The sequence below is a fragment of the bacterium genome (assembly GCA_023150945.1).
Lineage (GTDB): Bacteria > Zhuqueibacterota > Zhuqueibacteria > Zhuqueibacterales > Zhuqueibacteraceae > Coneutiohabitans.
In genome coordinates this window covers 1-24,562 of the sequence record JAKLJX010000037.1, presented here as the reverse complement: position 1 = coordinate 24,562, position 24,562 = coordinate 1, and the positions used below count along the sequence as shown (strand labels likewise).

The 24,562-nt window shown below is 59.8% G+C and carries 24 protein-coding genes and 1 tRNA gene; 5 read left to right on the top strand and 20 right to left on the bottom strand.

Annotation, left to right across the window (positions count from 1 at the left end; translation table 11 throughout):
- Window positions 1–43: 43 nt before the first annotated feature.
- Window positions 44–1,456: a hypothetical protein gene (locus L6R21_26805; protein ID MCK6562817.1), complete on the bottom strand. Its 1,413-nt coding sequence runs from the start codon at window positions 1,454–1,456 to the stop codon at window positions 44–46.
- 84 nt (window positions 1,457–1,540) lie between these two features.
- Window positions 1,541–3,160, bottom strand: coding sequence for a bacillithiol biosynthesis cysteine-adding enzyme BshC (gene bshC / locus L6R21_26800; GenBank protein MCK6562816.1), 1,620 nt, complete (start codon window positions 3,158–3,160; stop codon window positions 1,541–1,543).
- Window positions 3,161–3,376: 216 nt separating this feature from the next.
- Here bshC and L6R21_26795 point away from each other — a divergent pair, with 216 nt between their 5' ends.
- Window positions 3,377–4,255 carry a PfkB family carbohydrate kinase gene (locus L6R21_26795; protein ID MCK6562815.1) on the top strand — a complete coding sequence of 293 codons (879 nt, stop codon included), beginning with the start codon at window positions 3,377–3,379 and terminating at the stop codon, window positions 4,253–4,255.
- Between the two features lie 171 nt (window positions 4,256–4,426).
- Here the strand turns inward: L6R21_26795 and L6R21_26790 are convergent, their stop codons facing one another.
- Window positions 4,427–4,822, bottom strand: coding sequence for a hypothetical protein (locus tag L6R21_26790; GenBank protein MCK6562814.1), 396 nt, complete (start codon window positions 4,820–4,822; stop codon window positions 4,427–4,429).
- A 624-nt stretch (window positions 4,823–5,446) separates the two neighbouring features.
- Here L6R21_26790 and L6R21_26785 point away from each other — a divergent pair.
- From L6R21_26785 to L6R21_26770, 4 genes are all read left to right on the top strand, one after another.
- Window positions 5,447–6,151: a hypothetical protein gene (locus L6R21_26785; protein MCK6562813.1), complete on the top strand. Its 705-nt coding sequence runs from the start codon at window positions 5,447–5,449 to the stop codon at window positions 6,149–6,151.
- A 137-nt stretch (window positions 6,152–6,288) separates the two neighbouring features.
- Window positions 6,289–7,212: a tetratricopeptide repeat protein gene (locus L6R21_26780; GenBank protein ID MCK6562812.1), complete on the top strand. Its 924-nt coding sequence runs from the start codon at window positions 6,289–6,291 to the stop codon at window positions 7,210–7,212.
- A 181-nt stretch (window positions 7,213–7,393) separates the two neighbouring features.
- Window positions 7,394–10,405 (top strand): CHAT domain-containing protein, encoded by a 3,012-nt coding sequence (locus L6R21_26775; protein ID MCK6562811.1) that lies wholly within the window; start codon window positions 7,394–7,396, stop codon window positions 10,403–10,405.
- A gap of 59 nt (window positions 10,406–10,464) precedes the next feature.
- Window positions 10,465–10,809, top strand: coding sequence for a hypothetical protein (locus L6R21_26770; GenBank protein MCK6562810.1), 345 nt, complete (start codon window positions 10,465–10,467; stop codon window positions 10,807–10,809).
- 59 nt (window positions 10,810–10,868) lie between these two features.
- Here the strand turns inward: L6R21_26770 and L6R21_26765 are convergent, their stop codons facing one another.
- The 17 genes from L6R21_26765 to eutM form a co-directional block, all read right to left on the bottom strand.
- Window positions 10,869–13,064 (bottom strand): VWA domain-containing protein, encoded by a 2,196-nt coding sequence (locus L6R21_26765; GenBank protein ID MCK6562809.1) that lies wholly within the window; start codon window positions 13,062–13,064, stop codon window positions 10,869–10,871.
- A complete protein-coding gene (tsaD, locus tag L6R21_26760; protein MCK6562808.1) occupies window positions 13,054–14,100 on the bottom strand; it encodes a tRNA (adenosine(37)-N6)-threonylcarbamoyltransferase complex transferase subunit TsaD in 1,047 nt (348 codons plus the stop codon). Before tsaD ends, L6R21_26765 begins: the two co-directional genes overlap by 11 nt.
- Complete coding sequence (locus tag L6R21_26755) at window positions 14,081–15,040, bottom strand: hypothetical protein (protein ID MCK6562807.1); 960 nt, start codon at window positions 15,038–15,040, stop codon at window positions 14,081–14,083. The genes tsaD and L6R21_26755 overlap by 20 nt, the downstream gene beginning before the upstream one ends.
- Window positions 15,041–15,209: 169 nt before the next feature.
- Window positions 15,210–15,506, bottom strand: a complete 297-nt coding sequence (locus L6R21_26750; GenBank protein MCK6562806.1) for a hypothetical protein — start codon at window positions 15,504–15,506, stop codon at window positions 15,210–15,212.
- 314 nt (window positions 15,507–15,820) lie between these two features.
- Window positions 15,821–16,264 carry a 50S ribosomal protein L9 gene (rplI, locus tag L6R21_26745; protein ID MCK6562805.1) on the bottom strand — a complete coding sequence of 148 codons (444 nt, stop codon included), beginning with the start codon at window positions 16,262–16,264 and terminating at the stop codon, window positions 15,821–15,823.
- A gap of 70 nt (window positions 16,265–16,334) precedes the next feature.
- Entirely contained in the window at window positions 16,335–16,556 is a 222-nt protein-coding gene (rpsR, locus tag L6R21_26740; GenBank protein ID MCK6562804.1) for a 30S ribosomal protein S18, read from the bottom strand.
- An 11-nt stretch (window positions 16,557–16,567) separates the two neighbouring features.
- Complete coding sequence (locus tag L6R21_26735; GenBank protein ID MCK6562803.1) at window positions 16,568–17,071, bottom strand: single-stranded DNA-binding protein; 504 nt, start codon at window positions 17,069–17,071, stop codon at window positions 16,568–16,570.
- 42 nt (window positions 17,072–17,113) lie between these two features.
- The gene (rpsF, locus tag L6R21_26730; GenBank protein MCK6562802.1) at window positions 17,114–17,533 is read right to left on the bottom strand and encodes a 30S ribosomal protein S6; all 420 of its coding nucleotides are present in this window, start codon (window positions 17,531–17,533) and stop codon (window positions 17,114–17,116) included.
- 184 nt (window positions 17,534–17,717) lie between these two features.
- Window positions 17,718–19,739 carry a sodium-translocating pyrophosphatase gene (locus L6R21_26725; protein MCK6562801.1) on the bottom strand — a complete coding sequence of 674 codons (2,022 nt, stop codon included), beginning with the start codon at window positions 19,737–19,739 and terminating at the stop codon, window positions 17,718–17,720.
- Window positions 19,740–19,835: 96 nt separating this feature from the next.
- The gene (gene pth, locus L6R21_26720; GenBank protein MCK6562800.1) at window positions 19,836–20,447 is read right to left on the bottom strand and encodes an aminoacyl-tRNA hydrolase; all 612 of its coding nucleotides are present in this window, start codon (window positions 20,445–20,447) and stop codon (window positions 19,836–19,838) included.
- A 9-nt stretch (window positions 20,448–20,456) separates the two neighbouring features.
- Window positions 20,457–21,107: a 50S ribosomal protein L25 gene (locus L6R21_26715; GenBank protein MCK6562799.1), complete on the bottom strand. Its 651-nt coding sequence runs from the start codon at window positions 21,105–21,107 to the stop codon at window positions 20,457–20,459.
- 44 nt (window positions 21,108–21,151) lie between these two features.
- On the bottom strand, window positions 21,152–22,096 hold the full coding sequence (locus tag L6R21_26710) for a ribose-phosphate pyrophosphokinase (protein ID MCK6562798.1): 945 nt from the start codon (window positions 22,094–22,096) through the stop codon (window positions 21,152–21,154).
- A gap of 121 nt (window positions 22,097–22,217) precedes the next feature.
- Window positions 22,218–22,290 (bottom strand) — tRNA-Gln (locus L6R21_26705).
- Between the two features lie 19 nt (window positions 22,291–22,309).
- Window positions 22,310–22,600 (bottom strand): SpoVG family protein, encoded by a 291-nt coding sequence (locus tag L6R21_26700; protein ID MCK6562797.1) that lies wholly within the window; start codon window positions 22,598–22,600, stop codon window positions 22,310–22,312.
- A gap of 23 nt (window positions 22,601–22,623) precedes the next feature.
- Complete coding sequence (gene ispE, locus L6R21_26695; protein MCK6562796.1) at window positions 22,624–23,553, bottom strand: 4-(cytidine 5'-diphospho)-2-C-methyl-D-erythritol kinase; 930 nt, start codon at window positions 23,551–23,553, stop codon at window positions 22,624–22,626.
- A gap of 210 nt (window positions 23,554–23,763) precedes the next feature.
- Entirely contained in the window at window positions 23,764–24,060 is a 297-nt protein-coding gene (locus L6R21_26690) for a BMC domain-containing protein (protein ID MCK6562795.1), read from the bottom strand.
- A 6-nt stretch (window positions 24,061–24,066) separates the two neighbouring features.
- Entirely contained in the window at window positions 24,067–24,363 is a 297-nt protein-coding gene (gene eutM, locus L6R21_26685; protein ID MCK6562794.1) for an ethanolamine utilization microcompartment protein EutM, read from the bottom strand.
- Between the last annotated feature and the right edge of the window lie 199 nt (window positions 24,364–24,562).

The window sequence follows — 24,562 nt, the reverse complement described above, 5'->3', positions numbered from 1 at the left end:
AGGCGCGCTTCCTGCCTTCGGAGAATCGCGCCTGCACCGCCGCCTACTTTCGAACTTGCGCCAAGCTCGCCGAAATAAAGCCCTGCTTGCCGTCGGGCAGCTTCACCTTGAACCACTCTTTGGAGGATTCCAACAGCTCCAGCTCGATGCCGCCCGGCACCTTCACCAGCGTGGCGCTCGCCGCGTTGGGCTCGGTTTTGATTTCGTGGCGCGTCGAGGTCGACCCCTTGGTGACCACTTTGGTCACCGTCGCCGAGGCCAATTCCACCGGGTTCGCGTTGAATTCATGCTCGGCCAGCACGATGCCGAGTGTGTTCAGTTGATCCCAAAAGGCGGCTTGTTTCGTCAGCCGCTTCTGCGCGTCGCGATATTTGCCCTCGTCGCTCTTCAGGCTGAAGGCGAAGCCGTATTTCTCCTGCGCCTTCTTGTAGTTGCCGACCGCTTCATGCAGCACGCCTAGATTGAAATTGGCCGCGTGATTGTAGGGATCCTGCTCGACGATGGCGGCAAATTGCAGAAAGGCGGTGTCAAGATCGTAGTCCTTGATCGCGCGCTTGGCGGTTTCGGTCTGGCGCTTGTAATCGTCGCCCATGTCATACTCGAACTTCAGCTTCTGCAGCACGAATTCCGGCGCGAAATAGTCCACCAGCTCATCGGCGACTTTCTCCAGGCACTGATCCACCATCGCTTCGGGCAGCGGCAGATCGCCGTAGTCGCCCTCGCATTTCTTCTTCTCCTGCTTGCTCTGGCTGTCATGCGTGCCGATCACCTCGCCGGTTTCCACTTTGATGAGGCGAATGCTGGCGCTGACGTTGGCGTCGCGCTTTTCACAATTGACTTGATATTTCTTCTTGTCCTTCTCGCGCTGTTCCTGGACCCAACGGTCTTGAAAAGAGACGTTCACGTTGCCCATCACGATGGCGTCGACGCCCAGCACCCGCCCGACTTGGGCGGCGGAGGATTCGTCCAGCAGGCCGGTTTGCGCAAGCTGCAGCTCGTTCATCACCTGCTGAATTTGCGAGCGCTCGATCACGCGGAAGATGTTGGTATAGGCGCCGGTTTGAAAGCTTTTGCCCTCTTTCGAACCCAGCCCGAGAAAGCCGGTGCTCACCGCGCCAACGCCGCGGTCTTTTTTAATGAGCGCCGCCGTCATCAAATCGGACAATTTGCGGCCGGCGTCATTGAAGCGGGCTTTGTTGCGCTCCGCGGCCGCGCCCTTTTCCACGGCGCCGAGAATCTTATCGAGCGTGTTCTTGCGGCCGGGCGCCTCATCCTCGGCAAAACTCGAGGTCACGTTGAAATCAGCAATCGCAATTTGCTTGACGCCGGTGAGGATTTGATCCGGCGGCGTCAAAACAAAACACTGCAGATCCTGGCCGGTTGCCCTTCCGGTCAAAAAAACCGCCAGCGTACAACACAGCCAGAAGTACCAAACGCGTTTGGGCTGAGACCACATAGCCTTCCTCCTTCGGTGTTTACAGGGATTTGTGATTCTGATATCTTGCGGGCGGGATTTGCCGCCGCCTGCACGGCCACACTTTCAAAACAACTCGATCACTTGATGGTCAAAACGCTGCACGTCCATCTGCTCGTAAAGCTGGCGCACCAAGCCCTTGCCGTGCTTGCTCAGGAAGGGCACGAGGCTGAATTCCCGCTCCTGCAGTTGCTGGCGGGGATAAAGCGCGTGCGCGGCTTTGAGTATCTGCTGCGTCAGCGTCTCATTCTGCCGTTTGGTCGCCTGCAGCAGTTTGTTTTCGATGATTTCGAGCTGGTGGAAAATCTTGCCGCGTTCCTTGTCGATGAAACCGGCCAGCGTGGCGTCCAGTGCGGTGGCGCGCTGTTTAAGCTCATCGAGGCGTTGGCCCAGGGCATCACGCGCCGCAGCCACCGGCTCGAACACGCCCTCGGGCGCGTGCTGCCGGGCAACCCGCGACACCAGTTCCTCCGGACGGCTCCAGAAGGCGGTGAGCGGCAGGTTGTATTTGTCCTGCACGCGTTTGATTCTGCCTTCCAGCAGCGTGAGCGACTTGCGCGGAAAGATGGCCGGCATGGGCACGCCGAATGCTTCATACACTCCGCGCAACTGGGCGAAGTAAGCGATCTCTCCCGGCCCGGCAATGTAGGCCACATTGGGCAGCAGCGCATCCTGCAGCAGGGGCCGCAAAATCACGTTGGGAGAGAATTGCTGGGGTGCGTCCTGCAAGCGATGCGCCAACTCGCGCACTGAAAACGCCACGCGGCCGTCCGTGCTGACCACGCGCTCTGCTTGCTTCTCGAGAGCATGCCGCACTTCATCGACATAGAAGGCATTGAAGCGGCCGGGCCGCAGCGGCACTTGCACACCGAAACCCGCCTGCTCCAGCCGCGCGCTGGCGCGCAAAGCGGCAGCAGTCGAGGGACTGTCCTGTTCAAACTCGCGCAACAGCAGCGGCCGCGCCAGGCGCCGGATCTCCAGGTCCGCGGGATTCAGCGGCACCAAGCCCCACTCGCCCAGGAGATAAAGCACCCAGCGCGCGAAGGCCTCCGGCAGCGAGCGGCCCGCGGCATAGGCCTGTGCCAGCGCCGTGAGGATCTCTCCTTTGAACTCCGATTCGCTCAAATTTTCCGCCAGCGCACGATGGCACTCGGTCATGGCCTCGGCCAGGTGAACCTGCGCCGCCGGCCGGCGCGCCGTGGCATCGAGTGGGCAGGAGAATGAAACCAACTCATTCTCCGGCGTCATCAGCAGCACGTGGTTCATCTCGGCAAGATCATCGTCATCTGCCGCCAACCAGAACACCGGTACCACCGGTTGCTGCCACCGGGCCTGCAAGGACTCGGCAAGCTTCACGCAAGTCAGCGCCTTGTAAAGTGTGAACAGTGGGCCGCCGAAGATGCCGACCTGCTGGCCGGTGACCACTGCCAAACTGCCCGGCTGCGCCAGCGCGGCAATGTTGGCAAGCACTTTCTCACCGGCACCCCAGTGGTGATTTTGGCGGTGGAGCGCATGGGCAAGCGCTTCCCGCGGATAGCTGTGCTTGGCGACCGTGCGCGCATGCGCCTCCAGGTTTTCCAGCGTGCGGTAATCCACTCCGAAAAACTCACGCACTGCCTCAAACTCCTGCAGATAAGTCAAAGCGAGCCGATTGAGGCCGGGCAACGCGGCCGCGGGTATGTGCATGCGCAGCAGTCCTTTCAAAGTTTGGTTTGATAAATAGTGAAAAATTGCTTAGGATACAAACGAATTTTGCCCGGCCTCAGAGGCGGCAGCGGAGCATGCCACCGCCAACGACTGCGATATCTTGCGCCGGCCAACCGGCACTCGTGCGGCAGGCCGTCCGCCGGCAATGATCTGAATTCTCGCGTGTGTGCTGTATGGTCAGGAATGGAGGTGGGCATGATCTTCCGTGAAGGCTTTGCCTGTGCCGGCCCGTGGTTGATCGAACAAGTGCATGAGATTGAACAGTTTCCCCGGGAAGGCGGCCACGCAACCGTCAACCATGAAGCAAAAGCAATCGGCGGGGTGTTCGGAGTGATCGCGGCCTTGCGGCGCTTGCAGGCCGAATTGCCGTTGTATGCCCTTGGCCTGCTGGGAGAAGACGACAACGGCCATGTGATTCTCGACGCCTGCCATGAGCTTGACGTCGACACTTTTCAGTTGCTGGTCGATGAGCAAGCGCGCACCGCCAGCGCCACGGTGATGCAGTCACTCCGCAGTGGCCGGCGCACCAGCTTTCACAGCGCCGGCGCCAACGACCTGCTCGACCTGGCGCATTTTGATTTTCGCCATTGCCTGGCGAGTTGGTTTCACCTGCACGATCTGGCGCAGCTTGCCATTCTCGGCGATTTGGATCGCGCCGGCATGCCGGCGCGCGCCCTCTTCCAGAGCGCGCAAGGTGCCGGAATGACGACTTCGCTTTTTTGCGGCGAGCTGCATGCGCCGGGCCAGGCCATGGGCATGCTCGCGATGCTCGATAATGTCGATTATCTGTTGCTCACTGCGAAGGCGCTGGCACAATGCACGGGCCTGCCGGCTGAACGCGCAGTTTCCTGGCCGCGCGCCGAATTGAATGCAGCCGCCGAAGAACTCGTCGCAACCGGTGGCTTGCGCAGCCTGGCGGTTGCCGGTGAGGCCGGCATTTGTATCGTGCACCGCGCCGGGCATTGTGAGTGGCAGGAAGGCAGGCCGGCCGGCGGGGAAGGGAGAGCGGCCGTGTGGTGTGCCGCGTTTATTTATGATTGCTATTGCCGCGAGCGCCAGGCGGTGACGGAATAGCGGAGCGCGCGTTCATCGGCGCGGCGGCACGACTGTGCGCGGCGGGATTACGATTGTTCGCCCGCCTGCGGCTGACCCAGGAATCTCACCATAATAAAAAAAGGCCACTCGCTTGCAGCAAGTGGCCTGATGATGGTCACGAACAAATCGGCCGGATTTCCCGGCGGGTGGCTACGACACCACGCCTTGCGCGACGCCTTCAGTGGGGGTCAACGCGATGACGCTGAGGATCCGGCTTTGCTCTTCCACGGAGAGCCCTTTTTCCAGGGCGTCCCACACGCGATCCTGCCGGTCTGCATCCTCCATGCCTTCAAAGTCTTGCGAGACAAAATAGCCGGTCACCTTGTGGCCCTCACGGTCGATGTCGAGCTTCAGCGTCTGCGCATCAGGGAATTCGTCGTAGAGCACCGTGCGGACGTGGCGCACGAGGCGGTCCCAATCGACGTTGTCATTGTTCAGAGGGTGGGCATTTTTTTCTTTCTGGAGCCGGTCGATGAGGTCCTGCCACGTGCTGCCCTCCTCCATCTGAGATATGATGTGTTGCGCTTTTTGCTTCGGGGTATCCAATGAAGCCTCCTCAATCATGCGAATTTTGTGAACTCAGCCATTTCGAAAGGACTTGCGACAAACAAGGTCGCCAAACGCGAATGAGCTTCCTTTCCTCCACGGTGCGCACCAGGCGCCGGTGGCGTGGCCCCATCCGTTTTAGACACGCATGGAATTTAATCCTCTGCCGGACAAATGCAAGGGAAAATCCAGACCGCGCGTGATTACTTCACAGATTCCGCGCACGGGTATTGCCCCGCCCTCTCGCCATCGCCGGCGGCCTGTGGAGAAATTGCGCCGCAGCGCGAATCTGCCCGGGCCGCCGATGACGCCCGGATTGATGCTGCAACAGCAAGCGCGCTGACACCATCGTTTGCCGGTGGAATAATGTGTTGACATTTGAGCTGCGAACATGTATAATTTTTCAATTCCGATAGAATTTGCGCGGCCACTGCGTTTCCTCCAGCCGGTTCATGACTGCCACCAGGACAGCACCGCCTCCAACCGGGCGCAGACCCGCACCAGCAGGATCGTTCTGGTCGAATCGTCAGCCGCCTCGAAGTCCTGTTCAAATTCCATCGCTGCACGTTCTCTGGCAGCGGTTTGCCGGCGCAGAATGCTCGTGATGAACCCAAAAGGCCCCGCATGTCCTACGTTCTACCAGGCAACGACACTGAGCGACGTTCATTCCCGACCACTGAGCTGAGCCGATTGACGCACAATCAACTCATCCAGCAGCTCGCCCTGCAGCCGCGGGACAATCTTCTCTGGCAGGAATTCAAGCATCGCTACGACCAACACCTCCGCCGCGTCATCTTCGTGGTGTGCCAGCGTAAGCGCTACGCCGGCATCGCCACGCTCGACGACTTTGCCGCAGAAGTGTATGCGAAGTTGATGGAAAACGACAATCACCGCATCAAGGAGTTCAACGGGCTCTTTGAAAACTCAATCTTCAATTATCTCAAGATCATCGCCATCAACGTGGTCTTGAACGGCGTCCGCCATGACCGCGCCAAGAAACGCCCGCCCGCCAGCCGGCGCGTGCCGCTCCAGGATGATTCGCCGGAACGTCCGAAAAACCTGGCCGAGATTCTGCCTTCGCCCGAAGCGCTGCGCCAGCATGAACTGATCGAACTGGAAGACGCGATCGAATTCTGCCTCAACCGCATCCTGCACGGCAAGAAGCACGCCCACCGTGACAAGCTCGTCTTCAAATTGCACTACTTCAAAGACTTCTCCGCTGAGCACATTGCCCAACTCCCCGCCATCAACCTTTCGGGCAAACGGACCTACGGCCTGCTCAAACTCCTGCTGGGAAAAGTGCGGGATTGTCTGCGCAAGCAATTGTAAGAATGGCCAGATTTCCTGAGAGAACTCCCGCGAATCTGCGTCTTCTAGTCCAGGATGAATAGGGTAGACACTGGCAGGGTGTCCAGGAAGCCCACTGAACCACGAGCCACCTGTTTTATTGGGAAGGAAATTTGATCATGGCAACGAAACCAGGCGAATCGGTGCGCGAGGGCCCGGACCTCTCGTCAAGCTGTCTCAGCGAGGCCCAGATGCTGAGCTACCTGGAAGACACACTGAAACCGCAGGAGAAGCTGCAAGTGGAAACGCATCTGAGCTCCTGCCGCGATTGTTTTGAACTGTTCAGCACCGTGCTGGAGTATGCGCTGCAGCCACCCACAACGGAAGAACAGGCGGCCGGGCCGAGCTCCAGGGATTCACTCGCCGGCCTGCCCCCGCCTTTTGTGCCGCAGACGCCGCGCTTGTTCAGCTATTGGCGGCCGCTGCTCGCTGCTGCCGCCGCACTGCTGGTGTTGTTCGCGGGCGTGCCGCAATATCGCCAATGGCAAAGCCGGAAGACGGTGGCGGAGACCCGCACGTTGCTCAATCAGCAGGATCGCATCACTTCGCGGGAAGAGCTGCGCCTCTCCGGCAATCTCGAATATGATGAATTCACCACGGTGATGGGACCGGAGCAATCGGCGCCGCTGCCGGCAATGCAGGAAAAGCTGCAACGGGCGCTGCAGTCCGATCCCAAAAACCACCAGGCCGAGCAACTTTTGGGCAGATTTCATCTGCGCGTGCTCAAAGACACGGCGCAAGCCGAGGTGCATTTCCGGCGCGCCCATGCGCTCGCGCCGGCGGAAGCGGCGGTGCTCAACGATCTGGGTGTGCTGGCGTGGTGCCGCGGCGATTATGAGCAAGCCCTGGACTGGTTCACGCAGGCGCTGCAGCAGAAACCGGAATTCGTCGAGGCGCAATTCAACAAGGCGAATCTGCTGCAGATGCAGGGCCAGACCGAGCAGGCGCGGCAGGAATGGCAAAACTACCGCAAACTGGCGAGCCGGGAGCAGGATGCGGACTGGCCGGCGGTGGCCAGCGATCGCGAGAATCAATTGCAGTAAGTCACGCGGCTGCCCACAGCGACGGGCGGCAGCCGGATTTCTTGTCTTCCTCCTCATTTTTGCTTCAATCCTTTGCCACGAGGTGTCAGTGTCTTCAAGACCACCACGCATGTTAACGGCCGGCGTCGCGGTGCTCTTGCCTTTGTGCTGCACTCTCCTGTGCGGATGCCAGTCCGAGCGGGTGTCCCGACGCACGCTCGTCGATCATTTCCAATCGCACCGGCTTGACGCCGCCAAGCAAAAGCTGCTGCGCGATTTTGCCGCGCTGCCCGCGCAGAACTCGGCCGCGGCACAACTCTTCGTAACGCACAACCGCGACAAATTGCGCTCGGCGTTCACGGAGATCGTCAACCAATTTCTCCTGGCCGCAATCGACAACGCCGCGCCACCACTGCCGATGAGCCTGGCGCAAGCCGAGCAGCTCGCAGCGCTTTTTCGAAAAGTGCATCATGAACCGGCGCCGTGGCAACGCTTGCAGCTCGTGCAGCAGTTCACGCACGCACAAAAACTGCAGAAGCTGGAAGCGGAGTACCTGATGTTCGTGGGCGATACGCTGCGCGACAAGCAGCAGGCGATCGGAAAATACCAGCAGGCGCTGCAACTGTACCAGCGCCTGGGTGATCAGCCCGGCCTTGCCAAGGCCTATTTTGACCTCGGAGACTCATACTCCGTCATCGGCCGGAAAAAGGAAAGCCTTCTTGCGCTGCAACGCAGTCTGGCGTTGGCGGGCGCGTTGCCGGATCCCTTTCGCGCGATGTGGGCGCTGCTCGTCATGGGCAACGTGCACGCGGATTTGCGGGACTATGCGCAAAGCGATTCGGCCTTTCGTCGCGTGATTGCCTTGAGCCAAACCCTGCAGAACCGCAAGCTGGAAGCACACGCGCGGAGCGGCCTGGGCCGCATCTACAACGAAAGCGGCCGCTTGTTGGAGGCGCAGGCGCAACTGCGGCAGGCGCTCGCCATTTACAGCAACCTCGAGGAAGAATTCGAACAGGCGCGGGTATTGCGCATGATGGGACTGGTGGAGCGCAACCTGGGCAATTATGCCGAGGCGTTGAAGCTGCAAAGCACGGCGCTGGCCACGCTCCAGGGATTGCAGCATCCCAAGCCCAAACAGGAAGCGGCACAATACACCATCATTGGGCTGGTCTACAACCTCCTGGGCCAGCATGAGCTGGCCAGAAAATACCACCGCGCGGCATACGAAAGATTCAAAGCCTGCCATGGCCGGCCGGCGGATATTGCCGCGGCGCTCGCCAACTTGGGGGAAACGCTGGTGTACTTGGACAGCCTGCCGCAAGCGCATGCCTGTCTGCAAGAGGCGCTGCAGCAGATTGCCGGCCCGGAAGACGCGGCCGTGCGCGCCGAGATGTTTCAAATGCTCGGCGATCTAAAGTTGAAACAGCGTGATTGGCAGGCCGGGCGGGAGATGTTTGAGCAGGCGCTGCAGATCAATGCCGAAAAGGGCTTCACGGCCAATCTCATTCTCAATCATCTCGGCCTGGGTCAGTTCAACCTGGCCGGCCGGAGCTGGGAAGCGGCCGACCGGGATTTCGAACAAGCCATCGCGCTGGCCGCAAACTCGGGAATCACCGCACACATTTGGAAGGGATTCTACGGCAGGGGCCGCGCGCTCAAGGCACAGGGCCGGGTGACGGAGGCGCTGCAGCAGTACGAAGCCGCGATTGACACCATCGAAGCAACGTTGACTCACCTCCATGAGGAAGGCTCAAAGCTCGGATATTTTGCCGAGAAACAGGACGTCTATGATGAAACCATTCTGACCTATTTGCAGGAACAACACGACGCCGTGCAGTCCTACAACTTCGTCGAACGCGCCAAAGCGCGGTCGTTTTTGGATCAACTGCACGGCGGCTTGGAGATTGTCAACCGCATTGACGCGCTCAATCCCAATCAGCCCAACTTGACGCTGTTGTCGTTGTCTGCTTCCGCCAGCCCGCGAGTGGAGGAGATTCAGGCTGCGCTGGGAGAGCACGATAAGATCATCGAGTATCGCGTGCTGCCCGATCGCCTCGCCATCTGGGTGGTGGATCGGGTCCACGTGACGAGCACGCAAGTCAACCTCCGCCGCGAGGAGTTGCGCCGGCTGGTGCGGGAATTCCGCCGGACAGCAGGCGCGGATGATTTCGCCGCGTTCAGCCGCCGCTGGAATCAAGACCGCGACGCCGCCTTTCAGGATTTCCTGGCCGTTGCGCAGCGGCTGTCCGCTCTGCTGATCAAGCCGGTGTGGCAGCATATTCGACCGGACCAGAACCTCTATTTCATACCCGATGATCTGCTGCACTATCTGCCTTTCGCCGCGCTCACCCTGCCCGGGCCTGACTCCACCCGCTTTTTGGTGGAAGCGGTGCCTTTGGCCACGGCGCCGAGTGCGGCGGTCTTGAAATATGCCCTGGAACGCGGACAGGAACAGGGAAACAGCGCCAGGCTGCGCGTGCTCGCAATCGCAAACCCGGAAGATCGTTCCGGCCGGCTCAAGGCGCTGCCCTGGGCTGATCAGGCAGCGCAATTCATCATGCAGCTTTCTTCCACCGGCTCCAAGCTGCTGGTGCGGGAGCAGGCACGCAAGGAAGCGTTGCTGCAAACGTTACAAGAGCCTTTCGACATTCTCCATTTCGCCGGTCATTGCAGCGTGGATGTCAAGAGTCCGTTGTACACCACGCTCTATCTTGCTTCTGGACTTCAGAGAGAGGCCGCGGCTTCGTCCGCCAGCGGGGCCGCTGGGCAGGCGGAATACGGCGCCGCGCATGAGCACTTGCGGATGTATGAGGTCTTTCGTTTGAATCTGCGCAAAACGCGGCTGGTCGTGCTGTCGGCCTGCAACACGGCGCTCGGTCAGTTTGCCATGGGCGAGGGCATCGTGGGTTTGCCGCGCGCTTTCTTTTGCGCCGGCGCTCCCTGTCTCATCACCACTCTGTGGGCCGTCGATGCGCGGACAGCCGGCAATGTCATGGAGAAATTCTATCTGAACTTGAAAACTGGCGGGCACAACGTGGCCGGCGCGCTGCGCAATGCTCAACGGGACGAGATCGCGCGCATTCGCAAGGACCCGGTGATGCGCTTCCATCCCCATCCCTATTTTTGGGCGCCATTTCAGGCAGTGGGCAATTCCTATTACGTGCAGTTCAATATGCCGTCAAATCAACCGGAAAGCATTGCCCAGAACCATTAACCCGAGGGAAAGCTATGGCGAAAAGCGGGAAGGATCCTCAAGGCGCAGAGGCGAAGCGCTTGAGTGATCTGATTAATCGCGACGTCCTGATCGCAGACCGCAAGTTGTTGCGCGTCGAGTCTGAGATCAAAACCAGAAATGTGGCGCTCGCGGCCTTCGTGGGCGGCTTGGTCGCCTACATCGTGTGGGTGCTGTTTCATCTGACTTCCAAGATGATTGGCGCGCTCGACAGCCTGGGGTGGGTGGCGGCGCTGGCGCAAACCTCGGAAGCGGGTGAAGCCGTGCTCGCCGGTGTGGCGGTGGCGGCCGGCGCGGCGGCTGCCGCCGAAGTCTACAAGCGCGTGCGCACCACCGACGCGCAGGGTATCGATCCCCATCCGCCCGAGCCTGCTGATGATGACTGAGGCCACCTGGCCGATCCGTGAAACACCGAAAAAGCGGCGCGCGGTTGGCGCCGCTTTTTTTACAGCATTCCCTGCCGCCGGCGGATGAACCATTCTGCACCGAGCGTGAGCAGGAGGACGATCAGCACCGTGGGCCGGCCCCAGAGTGCCAAATTGTAGGACTCACGCTTGACCGCCGGCTCCAGAGGCAGACGGTCAAGGTACGCCGCCAGACTGTCGGGCGGCAGATAAGCGCCGCCGCTGAGTTGCGCGATTTGTTGCAAGAGCGGCGCGTGCAGGCGCGTATCGAGAAACTCCAAACTGAAAGGCTCAACCGAGAAGCGGCCCCTTTCCTCGCCGAGCTTGCGCTCGCCGAATTCCGCTGTGCCGCGGTAGAAGTATTCCCCCCCACCCAACACCTGCAACCGGCCGCGATACAAGCCGCTGCCCACATCCTGCAGGGCAATTTCCTGATCGAATTGCGGTCCGGTCAAATGCGCCCGCACGCGCGCACCGGCAAAAGGCTGGTAGTCTTCATGATAGACCTGGGCGGTCAACTCGATCTGTTCGCCGCCACGGTAGATTTCTTTTTGGCTTTCAAAACGCACCAGCTTGCTGTCTTCCCGCGTCACCAACCAGCGCACCAGCCCGGTCATCATGGCATCATAAACGTCGCTGGACTTTCCCACCGCAGTGAGTAAACTCTTCCAGCGCCATATACCGTAAGTCAAGATCACGAGCGTTTTACGCGCAGCACTCTTCTGCGCCAGCCACAACGGTTCCGGTCGGCTGCCGGTGCCCAGCCCCGCGAGCAATTCCGCGCCCGCCGCCGGTTTTACGTTGTAGAGATTGCAGAAAAGCGGCGGCAATTCATCGCTGCCACGCACCGCCGCAGCGCCACCCGCCGCTTGTGCAAAACGCTCCGTGAGCGGCCGCGTAACCGGATGCGACAATCCCGCGGCAATGAATTGCAGCGAAATCACCTGCTCGCTCATGCTGTTGGGCAAGGCGGTGAACGGCAGCGCCGGCCGCAGCCGCCACAGCAAATTCAAATCCACGCCCGGACCATGGAGATAGAAAAGCGGTTTGCCTTTTTCCGCCAACTGCCGGGCCAGCATCTCGACCAGGGCACGGTTGCTGTCGCGCCGCGGGAAATCGATGAGCATGACCGCATCGACCGGCTGCCAAGCCTCCTCGCTCTCGAAAGCCGGCAGTGGCTGCTCCGGCGTTGCATAGAAACTGCCGCCCGGCCGCTGCACAAAACCCTGCACGGCAAAATTGCCATCGCTGCTGACCGCGCGCCGGAGAAAAGTGTAGTCGGCGGAAGGCGCACCGGCGAAGATCCAGATCTTGAGTTTGCTTTTCAGCACCTTGACGTAAAAGGTGCGGCGGTTGTTCTCCGCAGTCAACTCGCCCGGCAACGTCTCCAGCCGTGCGGTGTAGCGATTCAATCCCACCGTGGTCGGTGTCACTGCCAGCGTTGCCGTGACCTGCGTTTGATCCGCAGGCAGCCGGATCTCCTGCGCCGCCACTTCGCGCTCGCCTTCTGCGATATGCAGGCGAGCGGTGCGACCAGCCAAGCCGGTGGCCGATATCGTCACCTCCACCGGCAGTCTGGTTTCGGCATAGGCGATTTCATTGGTCACCACTTCTTGAATCAGAGCATCGCGCGTGAGCTGCGGCGCGCCCAGCCGCACCGTGAGAATCGGCAGGCCGTAACTCTCCGCCTGCCGGCTGGGATTGCTGCCCAGATTGTAGGCGCCGTCACTCAGCAAAATCGCCGCCTGATAATGGCGTTTGGCGAGCTGGCGTTTGGCCTCGCTCAACGCTTGTGCCAAATTGCTGCCGTCGCCATCGCAGCGCAGCGCCGCAAGCGACTCAGGCGGCAGGCTCTTCAGGCTGTCACTGAAGCTGAACAGGAAGACGTCGGCACGTTCGCGCAACTGCTCGAGCCAGGGCAGTGCCATCGTTTTTCGCATGGCTTCAGCGCGCGTTTGGAGCGAATCCGAGAGATTCATGCTGGCGGAGTGATCCAGGAGAATCGCAACGGCGGTTTTCTCGGTGCGGCGCAAGGCCAGGCTGAGGGTGGGTTCAAACAACAGCAGCAATGCCGCGGCCAGTGCCAGCGCACGCAGAAGGGCGAGCGCGCGGCGCAGCCAGGTGGCGACGGCGGGCGTGGTGACGCGATAGATGAAAAACGTGAAGACCAGGGCGAGCAGCAGCAGCAGCAGGAGCGGATAGATCGCCGCGGTGGCGAAGGTCAAATCAATTTGCATGAGACGAGGCCGGCGTGGTGGAGGTCAATTTCAGGCTGGGATCAGGAGCAAGCTCGCGCACAGCCGCAGGTAGAGGAGCGGCCTTGGTCAAATGGAACATGGCCGCGCGCGCAATCATGGCGGCGTTGTCGGTGCAGTAAATGGGCGGCGGATAGAACGCCGGCACGCCGTGCTGCCGGCCCAGCTCGGCCATCGCTGCACGCAGGGCCTTATTGCAGGCGACGCCGCCGGCCAGCGCAATTGCAGTCACGGGAAACCGTTCGAGGGCCCGGCCGGTGGTTTCCACCAGAGCACAAAGCAGGGCATGCTGAAACGAAGCCGCAACATCCGCGGTGGCAGCGTCGAGCCGCGGGGTCGCAGCCGCGCCCGGCTTTTGCACATGATACAGCACGGCAGTCTTCAGGCCGCTGAAGCTGAAATCAAACGGCGCGTCTTTGAGGCGGGCAACCGGGAAAGTGATGGCGTGGGGATCTCCCGCAGCCGCGAGCTTCTCGATCGGCGGGCCACCGGGATAGGGCAGACCGAGAATGCGGGCAACCTTGTCAAATGCTTCACCGGCCGCGTCGTCTTGGGTTTCACCCAAAATGCGATATTGCCCCCAATCTTCGACCAGGCTAAGAATGCTGTGGCCGCCGGAAACGATCAAAACGAGGAAGGGCGGCTGCGGCCCGTCCGGAGCAATGTTGTTCGAGACCAGATGCCCTTCGAGATGATTGATGCCCAGCAGCGGCACGTCAAGCTCGAGCGCCAGGCCTTTGGCAAAGTTGAGGCCCACCAACAGCGAGCCGACCAAGCCCGGGCCGCGCGTGACCGCGAGGGCATCGAGCTGGCGCGGCGCAAGCTGGGCGCGTTCCAGCGCTGCGCCCACCACCACGGCAATTTGCTTGAGGTGCGCGCGCGAAGCCAGCTCCGGCACGACGCCGCCATAGAGTTGGTGAATTTCCTGCGACGAGACCACGTTGGACAGCAGCCGGTCGTCTTCCATGACCGCGGCCGCGGTCTCGTCACACGAGGTTTCAATTGCGAGCAGCCGCATGATTCCCGCGCTCCAGCATCAGTTTAAAAGATGACGGTTTGACATTGCGATAGCTCACGCCTTCCGGCACTTTGATGATCGGCGTATAGCCCTCCTGCTGGCGCACGTCGCGAACCTGCTGATAGTCCAGGGCGGCCACGATATCTTCCCGCTTGAGGCCGAGCAGGAGTTGCTCACCGCCTTCCACGGTGAGCGAGAGCGTGGAGGGCAGCGGAGTTACGATAAGATTGCGCGGCGCATTTTTTACCTGCACTGGAATCTCCGGCAGGGTGATCTCGATGAGCTTTTGGATTTCCACCGCCAGCGTGACGGTCTTGACCGGCACGTCAATATGCAGCGAATCGGGAAAGGCCTGCACCGCGACTTCCTGTTTCAGATTCGTGCGTAGATTGCGGGCGCTGAAGGGCGCCGTGGCGAGGTGGCTGATGGCTTTGACATAAGCCTCCGGTCCGGCAATTCTCACGGAATCGGGCGTCGTGCGGATCTTGCCCACCACGGTGAATCCGTCCGCGGGGCGCACGTCCAGCTCCGGTTTGATGGCGACTTGCTTGTACAGCACATTGACCAGCATGATTTCCACCTCTGCCGGGGCCAGAATCTGCTTGGCCACCACCGGCAATCCCCACCGCCCGATCTGCACCAAATCGCGTTGCAGCCGCACGGTGCGAGAATCGCCGGCCTCGGCCAGATCGACCACCACTTTGGCATCACGCTGAAACAGCAAAGCGAAGAGTGCTTTGCCGCGGCCTTCGAAACGCACGCGCGCCTGGCTGGGCCGTTCGCCCACCAGGGTCTTGCCGATCGGCAGGTTGGTCACGACTATGGGCACTTCGAGATCATACTCATGGACATTCTCGGTGACCACGGCAAACCAAAACACCGTGGCGATGGTCACGACGATGATCTTGACGCGATAGTTTTCAAACAGATTGATTTTCACGATTCACGACGGGGTTGCGAATTCTACTGCCCAACAACAGAAATAGGGCACCCGCCGTCCGCTCGCCAATCCGCGCGTGATCGCAAGCGACGGCTGATGCCCTATTTCCGCAAAAGGTTCGAGGTGATTCGTCACCTGCGCCCGGGGCCGGCGCGGGCAGCTCACCGGCTCAGTCAAATCGATCGGCCAAGCCCATGCGGCGCTTGAAGGTCTCATCCGTTTGATACATGATCATTTCGCGGAAGGGGAAGTGGCGTTCCATCAAGAACCGCAGGGTGAGCGCGGAAGCATGGCGTTCGGGGAGCACGGCGGCCTGGCGGATCAACACGGCGAGATCCTGGTCATCGAGACTGCGAATGGCCTGCAGCCAAACCTCGGTAACCGCCTCATCAAGGTCGCCGAGCAACACACTGAGCGTCAGGCGCCACTCGATGTTCTCTCGCGTTTTTTCGCAGAGGTTCGTCATGGGGTATCCTCGGTCAAAATGACTTTGCACAGCAGTGGTGGACCATTCTGATCGCAAAGTTGCTCATGAAGCCGCGCGTTTCATGGAACACCGGGAATACGACGAGGTGACGACACGTTCCGAGCGACCCGGCCGGCAGGTTGCCTCAGGTCAATCGGAAGTGCGCAATATTAAGATTGTGGCGCATAAAAGTCAACAACGAAAACCACACGGGTGGGCGGGCAGGCGGGAGAAAATCGCAAAGGGGCGGCGCTGCGCGGCAGGAAAAGTGGAGCGTGCTCCACCTTTCCTCCACCGGCATGCGGCGCCAAAGCTTACTGCTTGACCACCCAGAGCTTGATGCGGCACTCCACCTCGGCATGCAGCTTGATGGGAATCTCATAGATGCCGAGCGCGCGAATCGGCTCATCGAGAGAGATCTTGCGCTTGTCGACTTCATAGCCCTTGGCGGCCAGCAAATCGGCGATGTCTTGATTGGTAACGGAGCCGAAGATGCGGTCGTCTTCGCCGACCGGCATGGCGGCGGTGATGGAGACGCCATCCATCTTGGCCTTGAGCGCCTCCGCGGCCTTTTTCTCGCGCAGCCGCAGGGCGGCGCCGCGCTTCTTTTCTTCCGCGAGGTATTTCAGGTTACCGGCGGTGGCTTCAAAAGCGATGCCGCGCGGAATGAGAAAATTGCGCGCATAACCGTCTTTGACCGTGACGATCTTGCCGGCCTCGCCGAGCGTGGGGAAATCCTGGCGCAATAATACTTTCATGGCGTGTATTCCTCAGTTGAATCGAATTACAGGGACAATGAGAACAGGCGGCCAGTTCGCCGGCCCGGCCTCAGCGCACTTGATCGTAAACAAACGGCATCAACGCCAGCAGGCGCGCGCGCTTGATGGCGGTGACCAGCATGCGCTGGTGCGCGGCACAGGTGCCGGAGGTGCGCCGGGGAATGATCTTGCCCTGCTCGGTGGTGAACCGCATCAGGCGTTTTTCGTCCTTGTAGTCGATATAGATTTCGCGTTCTTCACAGAAACGGCAAATACGGCGTTTTTTCAGCATGGTATGGGCACTCACAATTTGAGGTTATCGTAGCCAAAATTGAATTCACTCTTGGCGGCCGGACTGGCCGGCGGCGTGGAGGATTCGGGCTGGTTGCGCGACGGCTCATGGTGTTCCTCGCCCGCCGACTCGAATTCGTCGTCGGCAGCGGTGGCTTCCGTGGCTTCACTGCGGCGGTTGAGGAATTGAATCCGGCGCGCCTTGATTTCAACGACGTTGCGCGTGGTGCCGTCCTCATTTTTCCAGATGCGGCTCTGTAATTCCCCGTCGACCAGAACCGCGCTGCTCTTGTGAAGGTTTTCGGCACAGCTTTCGGCGAGTTTGTACCACGCCACCACGCCGACATAGCAGACATTCTCCCGCCATTGGCCCGTGTTGTCCTTAAAGCGACGATTGGAGGCGATGTAGAAGTTTGCCACCGGCGTCCCATTCGTGGTTCTGCGAAATGAAGGATCGCTGGTCAAATTGCCGGCAATCATCACCGAATTGATATCGGGCATCTTTAATTCTGCCATAGAGCATACTCCCGGGATGAAGAGAGGCCGGTCCGTACGGAATTAGACTTCCTCGCGTGCTTCTTCCAGCACCGGCGCCTCGATTGAATTGCCTTCCGTCTCCGCGGCGGGTCCTACCGACTCCGCAGCCGCTGTCGCTATGCGCTGGCGCTCCCGCTCTTCCCGCTTGAGCGCGCGCGCATCGATCTTGATGGTGAGATAGCGCAAGATCGATTCGTTCAGCCGATACTCCTTCTCCAGGAGCGCGGTGAGCGCGGGCGGCGCCTGGAAGCGCAGGTGAAGGTAATAGCCATATTGTTTCTTCTTGACCTCGTAGGCCAGGCGGCGCTTGCCCCACTCTTCGACCCGGACCACTTCACCGCCATTGTTGGAGATGAAGTTGGTAATGCGCTCGCCGAAGTTTTTCAGGTCTTCGGCGCGCAGGGCCGAATCGATAATCACGGTGGTTTCGTAAAGCTGCAATTTCAACCTCCATTGCAAGGTTCAACGTTTGATCAGTATTCTCGCGAGAGAAGCGGAAACGAAGGCGGCAAACTGCCCTCATTGCCCGCGACCCGCCTGCCGGTCGTCAACGTTGCCGCAACCACCTTATCTTTTACCCGGCCGGCGGACGGCGAGCTTCCGCGCGAGAGCTATTTGAGAATTGTCATTCCATAAACAACGGCGCCAATACCAGCGAAATGACCGCCATCAGCTTGATCAGAATGTTGATCGAAGGCCCGACCGTATCCTTGAGCGGATCGCCCACCGTGTCGCCAATCACCGTGGCCTTGTGCGTATCCGAGCCTTTGCCGCCGTAATGGCCTTCTTCCACGAATTTCTTGGCGTTGTCCATCGCGCCGCCGCTGTTGGCCATCTGAATGCCCAGCATGACGCCGGTGACCAGCGCGCCCAACAGCAGGCCGGCGAGCGCAGCCGGGCCGAGCAAGAAACCGGTGAGCACCGGCGCCAATAGCGCCAACACACCGGGCAGCAGCATGCCGTTGATCGCGCCGATGGTGCTGATGTCCACGCAGCGCGCCGAATCCGGCATCACTTTGCCCTCGCGCAAACCGGGGATCTCCTTGAATTGCCGCCGCACTTCGGCGATCATCTTGAACGCGGCCTTGCTCACGGCCTTGAACAGCATCGAAGAGAAAAAGAACGGCAGCATGCCGCCGATGATGACGCCCGCCAGCACTTTGGGCTCCTGAATGTCCGCACTCTGCAGCTTGATCGAGTGCATGTAAGCCACGATCAAGCCCATGGCCGCGAACGCCGCGGAACCGATGGCGAAACCCTTGCCGATCGCCGCCGTGGTATTGCCCACGGAATCCAAGCTGTCGGTGATTTTGCGCACGCCGGGATCAAGATGCGACATCTCGGCAATGCCGCCGGCATTGTCGGCAATGGGACCATAACTGTCAACCGACACCACCATGCCCGTGGTTGCCAGCATGCCCAAGCTCGCCATCGCCACGCCGTAGATCCCCGCCAACTCGTGCGACACGATCAGGGCAATTGCCAGCACAATGACCGGCACCGCGGTGGAAGCCATGCCCAGCGCCAAACCGCCGGTCACCGTAATCGCCGGCCCGCTTTGCGATTCATCCGCGAGATTCTTGACCGGCTTGTATTTGGAAGAAGTGTAGTATTCGCTGGTGAATCCGATGATAACGCCGGAGAGCACGCCCGCGATGGTGGCCCAAAACGGCCCCATGGCATCATAGTTCTCGAACGCAAAGCCGCTCTGTTTCACCATGAAGTACGTGCCAACAATAGTGAAGAAGGCGCTGACGTATAGGCCGCCCATCAGGGCGCTTTGGGGATTGCCGCGGCCGGCGGCTTTGACATAAATAATGCCTAGAATCGAAGAGAAGATGCCGATGCTGGCGATGTTGAGCGGCAGCACGGCCAAGGCGTGGTTGTGTTCGGGCGAAAGCAGAGTCATGCCCGCGGCAATCGCCATGGCGGCGATGATGGCCTCGACGTAGGACTCCAGCAAGTCCGCGCCCAAGCCGGCCACGTCACCGACGTTGTCACCGACATTGTCGGCAATCACGGCGGGGTTACGCGGGTCATCTTCGGGAATGTTGGCTTCGACCTTACCGACCAGATCGGCGCCCATGTCTGCGCCTTTGGTGAAGATGCCGCCGCCGCTGCGGGCGAAGAGGGCAACCAAACTCGCGCCCATGGCATAGCCATTGATGATGACGGGCTTGCCTTCGAAAATGAGATAGACCAGGCACAAGCCCAGCAGGGAGACGCCGACCACGCTCATCCCCATGACGGCGCCGCCGGACACGGCCACGCTCAGGGCGCCCTTGAGGCCGCCATCAACCGCGCCCTGCGTGGTGCGGGAATTGGCGCGCGTGGCGATGCTCATGCCGATGTAGCCGGCAATCGCGGAAGCGAGGCCACCGGCCATGAAGGCCACCGAAGTCTGCCAATTGAGGTCAACTTTGGAGAACAAAGGTGCCGCAGCAATCAGCGTGGCAATCACAATGACGAAAGCAGAAACGTACAGGTATTCACGCCGCAGAAACGCCTTGGCACCTTCCTGGACGGCGCGGGAAATCTGAACCATTCTTTCGTTGCCGGGGCTTTTGCGCAATACATCCATCGCCAAAAAGGCAACGAAGCCGAGTGCAAACAGACTCGCGATGCCGGGGATCAAAACGTCAGACAATGAGCCTCCTTCAGAATTCTTTTTTCTGCTTTTGGACCTGGTTGCGAATTCCGGCGTTGACCACGGCCTCCTCGCCGTCGCCAGCCGCCTGTTTGGTCATTCCTCAGGATTCGTTTTCAAGTTGTAGCGGTTCATCGTATGGGCAATTCCATGGCGGCAGAAGTCCACTGCCGCATCAGCGGCTTGGGCAATGAGGTCGGGCAGGGCTTCGCGTTCCACCTTGGAAAACCGGGAGAGCACGAACGTAGTGGCGGTTTGCTCCGAACCCTGGCCGATGCCGAGCCGCAGCCGCGGGAAGGCCTCGGTGCCGAGCGCCTGAATGATGGAGCGCAGCCCCTTCTGGCCGCCGTCGCTGCCCTTCGAGCGGAGTCTGAGCTTGCCGAAGGGCAACTGGAGATCATCCAGCACCACGAGCAAATGAGGCAATTCAAACTTGAAATAATGAACCACCTCGCGCACCGCCACGCCGCTGTTGTTCATGAAGGTCAGCGGCTTGAGCAGAACGATTTCCCGGTCACTGCCGGGCAGGGGATGGGGGGAGGAGATGCGATATTCCCCTCGGCCCGCATGCAACGCAATTCCCAGCCGTTCGGCGAGATGATCGATGACCATGAAACCGAGGTTGTGCCGGGTGCCGGCATATTCCCGGCCGGGGTTTCCCAAGCCGGTAATCAGATATCTGGCAGGCACAACGGCAGAGCTGGCCACGGGTCATCGTCACTTCTGGGATTCTTCGCCTTCTTCTTCCTCAGCCTTCTTGCCGTGGCCGATCACCTCCGGCTCAGCAGTTTCCGGCGCAGCAGCCGGGACTGGCGTCTCTTCCAGGCGTGGCGCCAGCACCGAGATCACCATTTGCTCGGGCTCGTTCAGGATCTCGAATTTTTCGGCGGGCAAATCACGCACATAGATAGCGTCATGAATGTTCAGATTGCTGACGTCGATGTCCACCGCGTCCGGGATATCGAGCGGAAGACATTTGATCTCGAGGCTGCGCAGCAGTTGTTGCAGAGTGCCGCCATCTTTCACGCCAGCCGCCGTGCCAGTCAGGCGGATCGGCACTTCCATGGTGATCTTCTCCGTCAGCTTCACGCCCATGAAATCGACATGCACCGGCGTGCCGTAGACCGGATGCCATTGCACTTCACGAATAATGCACTTGACGGGTTCGGCGGAGCCCAGGCGCACATCCATGATGCTGGACTTGTGCGCGAGTGCAGCGCGCAATTCCTTGGCATCGACGCTCAACGCCACAGGGTCGACGCCGCCGCTGTAATACACGCCCGGCACACGGCCCTCGCGCCGCAGACGTTTGGCCGCCTGCTTGCCGATATCATTGCGAACTTCGACATTGATAAGTGTTGAACTCATAACGCAACCTTTGCTTCAGGTGATGAATTCTAATCTGTAATCTGCTAGTCAAACAGCGAACTGATGGATTCTTCATTATGCGTGCGCATAATCGCGCGCCCGAACAACTCCGCCACCGAGAGCACCTTGATCTTGTCGATCAGCTTGTTGGGATGAATCTGCACGGTGTCGGTCACGATCATCTGGTCGATGGGCGATTTCATCAAGCGCGTCACCGCCGGCCCCGACAGGATGGCATGGGTGCAGGCGGCGTAGACGTGCTGCGCACCCATATCTTTCAGGCGAGAGGCGGCGTTGGTGAGCGTGCCGGCCGTATCGCAAATGTCGTCGATCAGCAGCGCATTCTTGCCTTCCACGTTGCCGATGACGTTCATGATCTCGACCATATTGGGCCCGGAGCGGCGCTTGTCGACGATGGCAATGGGCGCATTCAGCCGTTTGGCATAGGCGCGCGCCATGTGGGTGCCGCCGAGATCCGGAGCCACGACCACCAGGTTCGGGATTTTGATTTTTTGGAGGTACTCGACGAACACGGTGGCCGAATAGAGATGGTCGAGTGGAATATCAAAGAACCCCTGCAATTGCGGCGCATGCAGATCCATCGTGAGGATGCGATCCGCACCCGCCGTGGTCAGGAGATTGGCGACCAGCTTGGCGGTGATCGAAACGCGCGGCTGATCCTTGCGATCCTGGCGGGCATAGCCGAAGTACGGAATCACCGCGGTAATCCGCCGGGCGGAGGCGCGGCGGGCGGCATCCAGCATGATCAGCAGTTCGAGCAGGTTGCGCGGCGGCGAATTCGTCGGCTGGATGATGAAAACATCCTGGCCGCGAATATTCTCGGAGAACTTGACCCAGGTTTCACCGTCGCTAAACTCGCGGAACTCACTCTTGCCGAGCTCGAGGTTGAGGTAGGCGGCAATTTTTTGCGCCAGCTCGGGATGAGCTCTGCCGGAGAACAAGCGCGGATGTTGCAGCAGGGCATTCATAAACGACAAAAAAAATGACGATCCGTTCCGCCTCCTGCGTCATCTACCAGACGAGCAACTGAGCGGAGGACTCGCCATTTGAGCAATGATCTCAGAAGCATTAACCAAGGTTAGAGACTTGCTGGGGCGGAAGGATTCGAACCTTCGTATGCAGGAACCAAAGTCCTGTGCCTTGCCAGCTTGGCGACGCCCCAGAGAGAATCTCATGCCCGCCTAAAAAAATTCGTCCTGATTGGTTGGCTTGCCGCCCTTTTGCACTTCCTGCCGGTATTTTTCCAGAACGGCTTTTTCCAGCCGGTCCCGAAATTCATTGGTGATGGGATGTGCGATATCACGGAAAGTTCCGTCATTCATTTTACGGCTTGGCATGCTGACGAAATAACCGGTCACGCCCTTGATCACTTTCATGCCGCGCACGACGAAGCAGTCGTCGAAGGTCACATTGACAAAAGCCTTCAGTTTGTCCTCTTCGCGGATACTGACCGTGATTTCGGTTATCTCCATTCCTCCCTCCTTAAAAATTGATTTCACAGACCTGCCCCAAAGCCAGGTTGTGAGTCTGCGGCGCAACTCGACACATACTGGTCAAGTTCCCTTTTTCCCCATTGTACTGGTCGCGCTAAAAAGGTTTTATGCTGATCCTGGAAGAGTCGTTGCGTCTGCTGGGCTGCCTCCTGGGTCTCGAACACGCCGTAAACGGTTGACCCGCTCCCGCTCATACTGGCAGCCAGGGCCTTGCCGGAGAGCAACTGCTGCTTGATCGCCGCCAACTCCGGGTATCGCTCGAAGACTATCGCTTCAAAATCGTTGTGAACCCGTTCCCCCAAGTGTGAGGACTCGTTTATTTTCAATTTGAAAGCGCTGAATGTACTACTCTTTTGCCCGTTTGTCAAGCCGAATTTCACGTTTTGATAGGCCCATGACGTCGAGACAGACACCGGCGGAGCGACGACCAGAATCCAATACTCCGGCAACGGATCGATGGTGGATAGAATCTCACCGCGACCCTGACCGTGGCAGTATCCTCCCCGCAGAAAGAAAGGCACATCCGAACCGAGTTGCAGCGCCAACTCTTCCAGCCGGGAAACAGGAAGATCGAGTTGCCAGAGCTGATTGAGCGCCAGCAAAGTCACTGCCGCATCACTGCTGCCCCCTCCCAAGCCGGCACCCGTCGGTATTCTCTTTTCAAGTCGAAGCCGGACTCCGAGCGGTTGCCCGCTGGCCTCCACCAGCATACGGTAGGCGTGCTCGCAAAGGTTTGCGCCACCTGCCGCCAGCTCGGGCCAATTGCAGCTCAGTTCGAAAACCGGCGCGGCAGTCCTTTCAAAGAACAAGGTATCGTGCAGGCTGATCTGCAGGAAGTTCGTGTCGAGGTTGTGATAACCGTCCTCGCGCCGCCCGAGAATGCGAAGCCCAACATTGATCTTGGCATAGGCTGGAAACGGAAGAGCTTTCATTGCTCATTAGCGTCCTGACTGGGGTCCGCCCGCAGCGCTGGTCGCGCCATGCGCACCGCGAGTTGGCGGAGAACTTTGGTGGAGTGCAGGAAGAAGCCGTCACTGGGAAAGGTGGTCGGCTTCCGGAATGGGCTGGCCGCGAGGAGGGCGAGGCCTGATAAGATGCAAAGATTGCAGATCAATTGCCGGGGTTGCACAAGAAAAGATCGGTTATTTCCATTTTGCTCGCTCTGCTGGCGTGTAAACGATCGCCTCAGATTCGAGATGCGGATTCGGAATGATGTGGGTTGCAACGACTTCGCCGACTTTGGCTGCGGCCAGACGACCGGCCTCGACTGCCGCTCGCACGGCGCCAACTTCGCCTGCAACTTTCACGGTGACGAGTGCGGCGTCAGTGATTTCCCGGCCCGCCAAAACCACCTGCGCCGCCTTGACCATCGCGTCCGCGGCTTCCAGGGCGGCAACCAGGCCGCGTGTTTCGACCAGACCGAGCGCGCGTTCCGCCATGCGTTCTCAGGATTCCGTGGCCAGTTCAGCCCGTTTGGGCAGAATCAATTCGACTTCCGCATGCGGCCGCGGAATGACGTGAACGGAAACCAACTCGCCGACTTTCTCCGCGGCAGCAGCACCGGCGTCCGTGGCAGCCTTGACCGCACCGACATCGCCGCGCACCATCACGGTCACATAGCCGCCGCCGATCTTCTCTTTGCCGATCAACGTGACCTTGGCCGCTTTCACCATGGCGTCAGCCGCTTCAATCGCGCCGACCAGCCCACGCGTTTCGATCATGCCCAGCGCATCAAGGCTCATGACATTGGACTCCTTTGTGAGTTAAGGCTCGTCAGGACAAAGTCGTAAGTCGTGCAAAAAAGCGCGAAAAATCTACTAAAAAAATGACACGTTGTCAATTCATTTTTGCCAGGGCAGTCTGACTGCGCATTGGCTCATAAATATTGTTACCGAAGGTTTTTTGAAATGGCGTCGTTGCCTCATAATATGTGTTACCCAA